Raw genomic sequence first — 11,869 nt, 5'->3', positions numbered from 1 at the left:
ATATGTCGAAACATCCTCAAACTATTAAGAGGAAAATTGCTACCCTAGACCAGCGGTCTGATGAGGTCAAGGAAGTTCTTGGTAAAGCCCCAAGTTGGGTGGTTAGGGCTGGAATCACCGTTATATTTATTGTCATCACGTTATTGATTGTTGGCAGTGCATTGATCAGCTACAATGATGTGGTTTCTACTCCTATTGTAATTGGTGAAAAAAGCAAACCCGTAGTGATCAAATCCAGCCATTCAGGAGTAATCTCGGATGTTATGGTCTCGAGGGGTCAGCCGGTGAGCGAAGGGGATGTTTTAGCAATGCTTAAGAATTCAGTGAACCTGGAAGATGTTCTCAGATTGACATCGAAGCTTGAGCAATACAACGTTAGCATACGAAGTTTGGATACGTTATACATGATTTTTCCAGCAAATCTTAATCTGGGTCATCTACAAAACACCTACCAGGATTTTGTATTAAAATATGAGGGTTATATAATTTCAATCTTGGATTCCTCCAACCCGGGTGCGATGTTAGGCAGGATGCAAAAACTGCAATTTCAACGGTTAAATAGAGCATTACAAAGCCTTAAAACTCATATCCAACTTTGGAAGGATCAATTTTTAATTACAGCTCCTATTTCCGGTAGGATAACTTTCATTAATGATATTTCCCCTTTTGAGGTTGTGCGGGAAGGAAAGAAATTATTTACGCTGGGTTTAAATGATATTGGTGAGGTCTTGGGTATGTCAAAAATTACTATGGATAAGGCCCAAAAAATAAAAAGAGGGCAGCACGTGATTGTGAAATTGCTAGAATATCCATTTGAGGAATGGGGAAGTCTGCAGGGATACGTTATAACGAGTTACTATGTTTCAGAAGTAAACGGAGGACCTTTTCAAAAGGTAGAAGTTAAACTTAACGGGTTAACTACATCCGCAGGTAAACAAATCCAATTGGAACATGAGATGCAAGGAACTGCCCAAATAATCACAGAAGAGTTAACCGTTCTTCAACGTGTGTTTTACAAATTCAATAATCTTTTCAAATAGAAATAGCAGAGTAGATTAATATTTATGATACATTCTGTATCTATAGAAGTAAATTTTTTCTTATTATATTGAATAATATCAATTTGAACCCTTTCTCATGGATGTAATGCTTCTGAAGGCGCTCAAGTCTTATTTTAAAGCAGTGCAAATAAAAGTTTCACCCGAAGAATTGGAGTTGCAACTTTACAGTAATCCGCACACTCCCTCGTTATTTGCTATTTCCGAAACCCTGGATTTTTTGGGTATTGACAATGTAGCTGCTAAAGTAGAAATCGACCAACTGGATGAGCTTCCAGATCATTTTATTGCTTTTATAGATGGAGATGACGGATCTCCTTACTTCTCCCATGTTCACAAAAAAAATGATGAAGTCTATCTCGTTAACGAAAAAAGAAGACTAGAAGGAGGAAAATTCAGACAGCTCTGGGGTGGAGTAATTCTGGTAGCAGAACAGCAAGGAGGTAGAGAGTTTCATAATACAAAATCTATAAATATATCTATCGCCCTAATGGTGGCTTTACTGCTTATACTTTTTTGGGAAAAATCACACCTTCTAGTTTTTTCTTGCTTAGCATTACTAGGCCTTTACATCTCCATGGAAATTTTTGCTACGGCCAATAATAGATCAACAAATTTTGGTCAGAAGGTTTGCGGAAGTAAGGATGGAGATGGGTGTGATAAAATACTCCGTTCTGAAAAATATAATCTTGGGTCCTACACCTTAAATGATGCACTGTTTGCCTTTCTACACTCCAACTTAATACTTTTATTATTGAAGCAGGATCTGGGCTGGGCGCATGTTATTTCATATGCCTTGGCTATGCTTACTCTAACCCTTACAATGGGTATTCAGGCTTTCGTGTTGAAAACCTGGTGCAGACTTTGTCTTTTATCCAGCGGGATAATTTTAATTCAGGGCATCCTTATCTTTTTTTTGTTTTGGAATAATCTGGATAGCCAGAATTTTTTTGTGCTGCCCATTATCTCGGAACTGGGCCTCTTGGGAGTCATATTTGGGATCAGTCTTATCGTGGTAAGTGACTATAGGGGCACGCTGAAAAAAAAACTATCGTTTGACAGTTTCAGAGATGGATCTCCTCAAATTTAAAAGGTTGCCAAAAATCATAAGATTTGTACTTAAGGATGCGGAGTCTTTAAACATTGCTGATGGTGCCGAGCAATTCGAGTTTGGTAAGGTGAAATCTCCCATGACTATTACACTTATACTTTCCCTAAGTTGTAGTTTTTGTGCGAAGGCGTTCTTAAAATTTTACAGTCTTTATCAAAAAAGAGGTACTGATATAAGGTTTAGATTGGTGTTCAATCAATACGATCCGACAAACAATATTTATGCTGGGGTTATAGGAGTTTTGTTTAATTCTTTCCAGTCCGATTATCCCAATACCTTTCTGGATGGATTGCAAGACTGGTACCTGAATAAGAAAATGATGGATAATAAACCCGATACTCAAAAAGTAGTAGAGATATTATTGAATCAGCGTGAATGGTGCAAAATGAATAATATTCATCAGACTCCCACCTTAGTGATTAACGCTTCAATAGTGCCGCATTATTACGATGCAGATTTTTTGGAAGATTTTGTTGATGTTTTTACTGAAGAGATGGCTGTTTCACGTGCGTTAAAGAGTGTTTGATGTTGAAAAAATTAAATTAATACGTTTATATATGTTAATAACTAAATTATTTAATAAGTATTATGGTATTTTTCTTATATATATCAGGTTAAAATATTATATTATAATGTTTTAACTGGTCGGTCTCTCAAACCACATATTGAAATTGTAGAGAAACTTATTCTTTAATCATGAATAAACTAAATCTCAAAAACCTAAAAAACCAAGCATTAAATGATGCTGAAAAGAAAAGCATTAAAGGAGCGGCGGGATATTATTGTTATCCAACATATTATTGTGGTGCTTACTATTGTGCAAATGTAAATCCAAATGCCTGCTGTTGTCCAGGATAATTGTTACTACATTATACAAAAGGAAAAATGTTAAAGGTCCGAAAATAATTTTCGGACTTTTTTATTCCACTGCAAGAAAGGTGCGGTAGTACAATGTTTGACCTGTTATAAAATTCATTAAAGGATCAACTAATTCATTCTTATCCTTCTCGAGAGCATCTGATACCAGGTTTAAGAATTCGTGAAAGGAAAACACGTCATGAAAGTCTATCAGGTCCAATAATAGACTGTTAAAGCCGACCAGACATAATTCTTTTGGAGCTATTCTTAAATAGCTTGGTATAAAAAGATAATGAGTTTTGTTCGTTGCGGGCTTATCTGATCCCGTGGTATTCCAGTCATAATTACAGCTCGCCAAGTAGTTTTTTATATTAGGGTTTACCCTAAATAGTCCCTTTTCCTTTTCATTTTTGGGCTTGGAACAAAACCTTGTAGCACTCCGTATCTCCTGTACGCAATCATCAGTAACCAGAGATGTGTTATCAAATATTTGATAACGCTGGTTTTCTAATAAGGTGAAATCTTCAATGAGCTTTTGGTTTGATGGAAAGTCAGTCATTAATTGATTTAAATTTTCAAAAACATAATTTTTTTCCTGAAAATTTAGAAATCGAGCCATTTTTATAGGACGTTTTTCATTCATCCCAGATTCATTAAGCCACTCTATAAATATCTGTCTTGAATTCACAGCAATTCTTTTTTAAATACGTTTTTCAATCGCTCATAATATTCTGGAAATTCGAGAAATAGCCTTGCCACTATTAGTTCTAGAAATTCGGTTGACTTTTTTAAATGACTTATCAAATGCACGTACTGTGCTTCATTCGGAATATTATGAAATGTTGCGAAATTGGGAGTTTGATCAGTCTCAGGAAAGAGAGTGTGCACTTGAAATTTTTGCTGCTCCACAATATTGCTGAACAGAAATTGCTCGTAGTATAAATTGAGCAGCCCCATATTAATGTCATTTAATTTATCTGCATTATTATTTATCAGCTCAAAAGCTGAGGCAGTATAATCCTGGAAAATTTTGATGTTGGTTCCCCCTATGATGCCCGCATTTATGAGTTTTAAGTTGTTGTTGAGGTTTCCATTGAATGATTTTGGGACATCATTAAAATGGGAATGTACATAAGCATGAATTTCGGTATACTGGTCAGTATCATGATCAAAACTCTGGCAGAAAATAGGTTTTTTGATCACTTTGTCGAGCACGGAACCAAACAAAAACACATCTCCATCTAAATGGCAAAAAGGTTTATCTTGCATGCTGTAGGCCAATAATTTACCTAAAGCCCACAACCCCTTGTCGTAATCGCCAAGAGTATTTAGTCTGGTGGAAAAAGATGTGTAGGGAAGGTTTAGAACATCTCTGAAAATATAAACCCCTTCATCATCAGTTATCAGATGTAGGTTGGGATAGTATTTTTTTATTGACAAGCAGCTATAGCACCAAGAAGCATAGAAAAGAAAGGGATTGGGATATCCTCCGTTATGACGATAGTTCCAATTGTTGCTATGTTTTGAATCTGTAAATGGCTTTGACCAAAATGATTGAATAAACTTCATTAGAATAAATGAATGATTGATCAGGTTACGCTAATCTAAAAATAGTATATTTTAATGATTTCAAGAAATTTTGTAAATAAATTGAATGTATGGCCTCCTGTCGTAGGTTGAGATACTACGAAATTGCTTGCGATCTCAACCTAATCCTCGTTTATAACGAGGATTTGTAGAGCCCAGCATTTGTAATGCTATTATCACTTTCGGCATTCCATCGCCACAGTTGCTTTACTTTTTTGCAATCAACCAAAAAAGTAACAAAAAAGTCTTTCTTGCTGTAAGGTCTTCCGAGAACTGGAGCATTTCATAGACTGCAATTACCACTAAGGACTTGAGATGAGCTTGTTTTTCAATGCTCTTTTATCGCACGACTGGGCAGCAAGATTTACGGCATTAACCGAGTCACCCGCCGCCTTCGTAGGTGTCTCCACCTACAAAACTGCTTACCGATCCAACCTAATCCTTGTTTATAACGAGGATTTGTAGAACTCAGCATTTGTAATGCGATTATTACTTTCGGCATTCCATCGCCACAGTTGCTTTACTTTTTTGCAATCAACCATAAAAGTAACAAAAAAGTCTTTCTTGCTGCAAGGTCTTCCGAGAACTGGAGCATTTCATAGACTGCAATTACCACTAAGGACTTGAGATGAGCCTGTTTTTCAATATTCTTTCACCGCACGACTGGGCAGCAAGGCTTGTTTAATGCATACCCCAATTGACTCGTGTTAAAGTCATCTCGAGACCGAACATTTGGTACCCAACCGCACAAAACGAAATGACGTTAAGATAGAAGTGGCCTGTACAATATAGCCGTACCTCGTATAGTGCAATTTGCCTGTCCTCGAGCATGGTTGGATAGAAAGGAGTCACAAAGTATGGTACTTCCTTGTTTAGGAATGTCCGATTGGTAGTCTGTCGTGTACAATATTTCATCCTACAGGTCTTTGTTTATCTTTTAAATATTTTAGTCATGAAAAAGATGAGAGCAAATGCTGCAGGCATAGATATAGGTGCCAAGCACATTTTTGTGTCCTTAGAAAACAAGGATGTTCGAGTTTTTGAGACCTTCACTGAAAGTTTTCGAGAGGCATCTTCCTATTTATTATCAGAGGGGATCGAGACAGTGGCTATGGAAGCTACAGGTGTTTACTGGATCATCCTTTATGAGATCCTTGAATCAGCAGGTTTAGATGTCTGGTTAGTAGATGGGCGCCAGACTAGACAAGTACCAGGTCGAAAGACTGATGTAAAGGACTGTCAATGGATTCAGCAACTCCATAGTCATGGTTTGTTGAATCGCTGTTTTGTTCCCGATGCTCAAGTAAAGGAAGTTCGTGCTTACCAGCGCTTGAGAGAAGATCATCTGAGAACAGCCTCTATGCATGTAAATCATATGCAAAAGTCACTAATTGAGATGAATATTCGACTCAAAGAGGTGCTCAGTCAGGTACATGGAGCCAGTGGTCTGGCAATCATAGAAGCTATCCTGTCAGGAGAACGTGATGCCCAAAAGCTCTTATCCCTGTGCCATAGCAGTATTAGAGAAAAAAAGGCATCTCAAGTCCTCAAGGCGCTTTCAGGCTATTATACCGAGGCTGGGTTGTTTGCTTTGGAACAGGCATTCAGCGGTTATAAATTTTATAAGCAACAAATACAGGCATGTGACCATAAACTAGAGGAAGTTATGAAACGGGTCAATAATTACGATTCAGATATGCAAAGCAAAAATGAAATAGAGTCTGTTAAAGACCGAAAACCAGTTAGGCATAATAAGCCTGATATTGACCACTTAGGAGGACACCTACTCAAAATTTTTTCAGGCAAAGATGCTACGTGTTTGCCGGGCATTACCGATTATACCTGGCTACAATTGTATTCGGAAATAGGTCTGGAACTTTATAATTGGCCAAGCGAGAAACATTTCACTTCATGGCTAGGGTTATCTCCAGGTCAACACCAGTCCGGCAAGAAAAACAAAACCAGAAACCGAAAGTACAGGCCGAAGGCTGGACAAATATTTAGGCAACTTGCCCAAAGTTTAATTGAAAGCAAAAAGATAGCACTAGGTGCTTTTGGGCGCAGATTAAAAAGCAAAAGAGGTCCTGGAATAGCGACTAAAGCCACAGCACGAAAACTGGCAGTACTCTACTGGCGGCTTATGGTAAAAGGTCTTGACTACACAGAAAAAGGGATCAAAGCATATGAAGAAAAAATGCAGCTTCATAGAGAAAAGTGGCTAATAAAAACAGCTAAAGAATTAGGTTATGAGCTTGAACAAATACCTATTTAGTTTATTACGTCATTGGTACGTAAGGAGAGATCTATGTAGTTAGTAGTACTAACCCGTCGCCCTCCTACTAATTTATAGATGCCTCACTGCCGAAATATTTGATCACCTCAGGTTTTGGTTAAAACCAGTCACTGTAGGTCACTCTCCGAAGAAATTTCAAAGCTATTCTTGCAATGTGGGCATTTCACTGTGGTCTTTTTTTCTTTTAACTTTTCCATGAAACCTGCGCTTATAATTCCCGTGGGAAGCGCCACCACGCCTATTCCAAGAATAGCGATTATGCCACTAACGAATTTTCCAACGGCGGTTATTGGATAAATATCTCCGTAACCCACTGTGGTTAAAGTTGCTATTGCCCACCAGAAGGCCGCAAAAACATTAGGAAACTTATTCGGTTGTACTGGTCCTTCAATATAAAACATCAGAAATGATGAGATAAGAATAATCATTAGTGTAATGAATCCTGTCATAATCAACTCTCTTCTTTTATCCTTAACCACGCTCCATATCAAACTCAATGAATTGTTATATCGGTTCATTTTAAGAATGCGCATGAAACGCATTAAGCGCAACAGCCTTAAGAACCGTAGATCTATAACAATTGCAAATGGAATATAAAAAGGAAGTATAGCAAGTAAGTCTATTATGCCATAAAATGAAAAAATGAATTTTAGAGCAGATTTAAATTTGCTCTTGCTCGGGTGTGAAAGATCAGAAATATATAGCCTGAGCAAGTATTCTATGGTGAAAATCATTATTGAAATGATTTCGAAATTTTGAAGTATTGTTTTGTGGCTTTGATAGATTGAAGGAATGGTTTCTAAAGTTATGGCTATAACATTTAAGGTAATCAACACCATTATGGCATAATCAAATACTACGAATGTGCTGGATCCATGATCACCTTTGGTCAGGTGTTTAAATATCTTATTTTTCATTGAATAGGTCTGGTAAACTCTGAAAATATGATTTATTTGTTATTAAATTAAATATTGTAGGTTTGAATTCATACATATCTAACTTCTTCCGATATGCATTTAGCAGGTGTCCTCACTTACTAAACTATGGCAAGCTTCACTTCCTTTCCAACAAAAAATCCTTCCACCCCCGTGACCTTTCAACATTTTAGCGTCATAGCATCAGTGTAATTTGTGCTAAACCCTAAGAACTTGCCAGACTGGGCGAATTAATGAAACATTCTGGCGAATTATTGCTTAACTAATCATATGAAAAATATACTCGTACCTATTGATTTTTCTCCGCATTCTAAAGCGGCGTTCACCATTGCTTATGACCTGGCCTCAAGGATTAATGCCACGCTCAACGTGTTCCACGTCATTGAAAATCCAAAAACATCCGTTTTATTGCCAGATTTATATTTGAAAGGTATCCCTAATAGCAAGAACTTCAATGAGAACCTGATCCAATTGGCTGAAGAGAAAATTCAGCAGTGGATAGCTGCTAAGAATGGTAATACTGAAGTTAAAATTCATGCTTATGTAGGCAGCCTGAATGACGAGTTTAAGAAATATACAAAGGCTAACCAACCTGATTTAATCGTGATGGGCGTGAAGGGGTATAGTGATAAGAGTTTGAACACTATTGGTTCGTTCACTGAAAAGAATATTAAAAAATTAGATTACCCGGTGCTCACGGTAAAGTCTGATTTCGCCAAAAGGGAGTTCAGCAAAATCGCTATGATTGCCGATTTTATAGAGAATGAAGCTACTATAGCTTTTGAAATAAAGAGGTTGAATAAGCTTTTTGGTGCTCACGTGGAGATTGTGCATATCAACACTCCACAAGATTTTGAAAGTGACAAGGTGCTGGAGACTAAATTTCAGGTGTTCGTAGATAAGTACTTGCTCGAAAACTGTACGCTAGTCACTTATAACCACTATAATAAGGAAGAGGGCATCATTCTGGCTGCCAAGAAGTTAAAGGTTGATTTGATAGCAATTGCCTCTCAGTCGAAGAGCATGGTTGATCGATTGCTACCTTTCACTCAGGAGCGAGCTATTGGAGAGGACTTCATTGAAAGTTTGGAATACCCTATCTGGATTTTCAGGTCTAACTTTAAGTTACCCACGGAAGCTAGTTTTGTTGATGAGTTGATGGGGCCGAAGTTTTCATTGTAAAATTACAAATACCCAATCTTAGGTATTGACCTTCAAACCTCAGACTTATATTTTTCCTGATCATTTTAAAGATTAAGAAATGTTCGGGCGGAATAAAACGGATTTAAAGGCAGTCTCCTATGATAACCATTATCGGTTGTTTGAGCATTATTCTAAGCTGGTGTTTAGGGCGAGGATCTCTATTGTTACGTTGATATTATTGGTAGCTGCTTTTGTGTTTAAAATTAAGCCTGAGCCTGCATCGATGATTGAACTGGGTGGTGATGTTAGTTTAAATATTGTATCGGTAATTTTATTTTTCACTAACCTCATCTTAAACTTCATGTTTTGGATGGAAATAGGATATACCAAGAGATTTTATCTAGTAGTTTCATCTGTACGAGATTTTGTAGATGAGCCACCATCATTCTTCTCTAAAGATAGGTTTAAAGGAGAGGCCAGGCCGATGTATTTTGTCTATGGCCTGGCAGTATTCATTTTTAGTTTTGCTTCAGTGGTATACTCCTGGGGCACTTTACCTTCTTGGTTAATAATACTGTTAGCTGTTTTTAATCTGATCCCGGTCCTTTTATTCATCACTGGCTGGCACAATTACACACAAATCCAAAAAACCTTTGAAAATTAATATTTCTTGACATAGCTGCTCTTTCTTTGAACGTAAACGTCTATATTCATTGCCAAAAAGAGCGTATGGCTTCAGTGAAAATTAAACTCACAGATGTAATTAAATACCTTATAGAGGTCATGATCGTGGCTTTTGGTGTGGTTCTGGGTCTTGTGCTGTCACAGCATTATCAACAGAAGAGAACTGATGAAAATACTCACAAGGCTTTGATGCAGATAGTAAGTGAGCTGGATATTAACATCGAGAAGTTTGAGGAGGCTATAAATTATCATAGGAAAATTTCAGTTCAAATTGATAGCACCTTCCGGGGGCTGGATGATGATGCCTTGGAAGGAAAATACTATGCCTACAAGCGAACGAAGTTTTATGAGTTGCCTGAGTGGACGGGTATCGGTGTGGCTAAGCCTGATCAGGTGAGTTATGAAAGTGCGAAGGTGAGTGGTGTGTTTCAAGAGGTGAATATCAGCACTTTAAGAAGCATAACCAATGCCTATTCTATGATGGAGGTCTATGAAGAATTTACTAAAACTTATTCTACCAATATCCTGGGGCTCAATTCCAGGACCACCGTGCTTGATGCCATGGGTATGATGAATACCATGCGAAATGATATGGTTTTCTTTGAAGAGCAGACATTAGGTGCTTTGCGTAAAAGTAAGTCCGAGTTACTGGAGGTGATGGATGGAAACGGCTATAAAAAGTAGTTAAATCTACTCTTTTTTGGCTTCGCCGTTGTTCCCCTTTTTTATGAGTTCCTCTATCCCCAGAGTATGGGTGTGGATGGTGTAGGTGAGGTGGCTGGCGGCTTTGTCTAGCTCCAGAATGTGATCGTGCAGTTTGGAAGCTATCCACGGCAGTTCTTCGGGCTTTATCTTCATGTCTCGGTGTAGGTTGAGAAGTCCAAGCAGGCTCGCAATAGGACGCCTCACCTGATGAGAGGCATTGTTTGCAATGGTATTGAGGGTTTCCAGGTTTTTGGTTCTCTCCAGTTCCACGATCTTCCGGTCGGTAATGGGCAGGGCAAGGCATAAAAAGTAAGATATATCGGTGCCGTTTTCTTTCACAGGCATAATCACCATATCTAGCCAGAAGTGAGAGCCGTCTTTAGCCTTGTCCCTAATTTCGCCACGCCAGCTTTCACCAGCATGGATGGTCTCGTTCATTTCTTTAAAAAAGGCCTCGTCATGATACCCGGAATTAAAAATGTTGAAGCTTTTGTGGAGTAGTTCCTCTTTAGTGTAGCCGGTGAGCGCAAGGGCGGGTTTGTTGATGGACAGTATTCGACTTTCTTTATCAGTAGTGACAGCAAATAGATTAATATCGATGATGTCCAGATATGCCTTCAACTCAGATTTCTTCTGCTGAATAGAAACATTAAGCTTTTCGGTGGTAGCGGTGAGTTCTTCGTTACTATCTTTCAGTTGGATGTTGATGTCCTGAATTTCATTATTGGCCTGCTCCAGGCTTTTAGCATAATTGTGCAGTAGCGAGCGAAACACCAGGGATGCACAAAGTATCATTAGAGCTGAAAGAAATAATAAAGTACTTTCTATGAGCACATAGGGTAGAGTGGGGTCCGGCTCAAAGGGAAAAGTATTATCATACCACTGGTAGAAAGAATAGCTCGCTAGTGCCGTCAGAAAAGCAAGTACAATGGATATGGGCTTTTCGAAAATTAGGGTGGAGCAACAACCAATAGCTATAATCAAAAACTCCGTTCCTGTTCGTCTATCAGAAATAGCGAGGATCAGACTGGCAGTAATGAGACCATATATCAGTAATAAACGGGCTGCAGTATACTTTTTTCTGGAGTTTAAGTAGAGAATGAATAGCGCAATGGGGAGCAAGGAAAGGCCTTCAAGTGTGCTGTAAGATCCCATGGCACTAAAAACTGCTATGAACAGTATCGTTAAGGTCATGGCAATAAAAAGGAAGGCATTAATAGTATGTAACCGGATCAGCTGAGTCTTATTCAGCCGAGGATCCATACCAATATTTAAAACCCGATTCCAACTTCTTACTAGCCAGTTCCGCATGTAAAGCACCTTTCTATAAAGTAAACCCTAATTACTTAGATAATTAATTGAATACCACCGGTATATATACCCTAATAGAGGTGAGAAGTAATTGATTTTTTGAAATTAAAATGTACGCATTATGGTATTAATACTTAGGTTATTTACCGTGCAAGGAATTATTAATGCATTAATAAATAGAAAA

12 protein-coding genes are annotated in these 11,869 nt (G+C 38.0%); 8 read left to right on the top strand and 4 right to left on the bottom strand.

Going from position 1 to position 11,869, the window contains the following annotated elements; all coding sequences use genetic code 11:
- The first annotated feature begins 2 nt into the window (after positions 1–2).
- From LVD16_RS27440 to LVD16_RS27425, 4 genes are all read left to right on the top strand, one after another.
- Entirely contained in the window at positions 3–1,040 is a 1,038-nt protein-coding gene (locus LVD16_RS27440) for an HlyD family secretion protein (protein WP_233771494.1), read from the top strand.
- A 97-nt stretch (positions 1,041–1,137) separates the two neighbouring features.
- Positions 1,138–2,148 carry a cysteine peptidase family C39 domain-containing protein gene (locus tag LVD16_RS27435; protein ID WP_233771493.1) on the top strand — a complete coding sequence of 337 codons (1,011 nt, stop codon included), beginning with the start codon at positions 1,138–1,140 and terminating at the stop codon, positions 2,146–2,148.
- Positions 2,129–2,695, top strand: a complete 567-nt coding sequence (locus LVD16_RS27430; RefSeq protein WP_233771492.1) for a DsbA family protein — start codon at positions 2,129–2,131, stop codon at positions 2,693–2,695. Before LVD16_RS27435 ends, LVD16_RS27430 begins: the two co-directional genes overlap by 20 nt.
- A 170-nt stretch (positions 2,696–2,865) precedes the next feature.
- Complete coding sequence (locus tag LVD16_RS27425; protein WP_233771491.1) at positions 2,866–3,027, top strand: hypothetical protein; 162 nt, start codon at positions 2,866–2,868, stop codon at positions 3,025–3,027.
- 61 nt (positions 3,028–3,088) lie between these two features.
- On the opposite strand, the gene LVD16_RS27420 is transcribed toward LVD16_RS27425, so the two are convergent.
- Together LVD16_RS27420 and LVD16_RS27415 are read right to left on the bottom strand one after the other, a co-directional pair.
- Positions 3,089–3,715, bottom strand: a complete 627-nt coding sequence (locus LVD16_RS27420) for a hypothetical protein (protein ID WP_233771490.1) — start codon at positions 3,713–3,715, stop codon at positions 3,089–3,091.
- Entirely contained in the window at positions 3,712–4,596 is an 885-nt protein-coding gene (locus tag LVD16_RS27415) for a DUF6734 family protein (protein ID WP_233771489.1), read from the bottom strand. The genes LVD16_RS27420 and LVD16_RS27415 overlap by 4 nt, the downstream gene beginning before the upstream one ends.
- A 970-nt stretch (positions 4,597–5,566) precedes the next feature.
- Here LVD16_RS27415 and LVD16_RS27410 point away from each other — a divergent pair.
- On the top strand, positions 5,567–6,886 hold the full coding sequence (locus LVD16_RS27410) for an IS110 family RNA-guided transposase (RefSeq protein WP_233770635.1): 1,320 nt from the start codon (positions 5,567–5,569) through the stop codon (positions 6,884–6,886).
- A 128-nt stretch (positions 6,887–7,014) separates the two neighbouring features.
- Here LVD16_RS27410 and LVD16_RS27405 read toward each other — a convergent pair whose 3' ends face one another.
- Positions 7,015–7,824: an ion transporter gene (locus tag LVD16_RS27405; RefSeq protein WP_233771488.1), complete on the bottom strand. Its 810-nt coding sequence runs from the start codon at positions 7,822–7,824 to the stop codon at positions 7,015–7,017.
- Positions 7,825–8,112: 288 nt separating this feature from the next.
- Between LVD16_RS27405 and LVD16_RS27400 the strand changes: the two genes are divergently transcribed.
- From LVD16_RS27400 to LVD16_RS27390, 3 genes are all read left to right on the top strand, one after another.
- Positions 8,113–9,024 carry a universal stress protein gene (locus tag LVD16_RS27400; protein WP_233771487.1) on the top strand — a complete coding sequence of 304 codons (912 nt, stop codon included), beginning with the start codon at positions 8,113–8,115 and terminating at the stop codon, positions 9,022–9,024.
- Positions 9,025–9,103: 79 nt separating this feature from the next.
- A complete protein-coding gene (locus LVD16_RS27395; RefSeq protein ID WP_233771486.1) occupies positions 9,104–9,649 on the top strand; it encodes a hypothetical protein in 546 nt (181 codons plus the stop codon).
- 65 nt (positions 9,650–9,714) lie between these two features.
- Positions 9,715–10,353 (top strand): hypothetical protein, encoded by a 639-nt coding sequence (locus LVD16_RS27390; protein ID WP_233771485.1) that lies wholly within the window; start codon positions 9,715–9,717, stop codon positions 10,351–10,353.
- 6 nt (positions 10,354–10,359) lie between these two features.
- On the opposite strand, the gene LVD16_RS27385 is transcribed toward LVD16_RS27390, so the two are convergent.
- A complete protein-coding gene (locus tag LVD16_RS27385; RefSeq protein ID WP_233771484.1) occupies positions 10,360–11,685 on the bottom strand; it encodes a PAS domain S-box protein in 1,326 nt (441 codons plus the stop codon).
- Positions 11,686–11,869: the final 184 nt, after the last annotated feature.

Source organism: Fulvivirga ligni (assembly GCF_021389935.1).
Classification (GTDB): domain Bacteria; phylum Bacteroidota; class Bacteroidia; order Cytophagales; family Cyclobacteriaceae; genus Fulvivirga; species Fulvivirga ligni.
The sequence above is the reverse complement of the archived record's forward strand: the minus strand, read 5'-3'. Positions and strand labels throughout refer to the sequence as shown.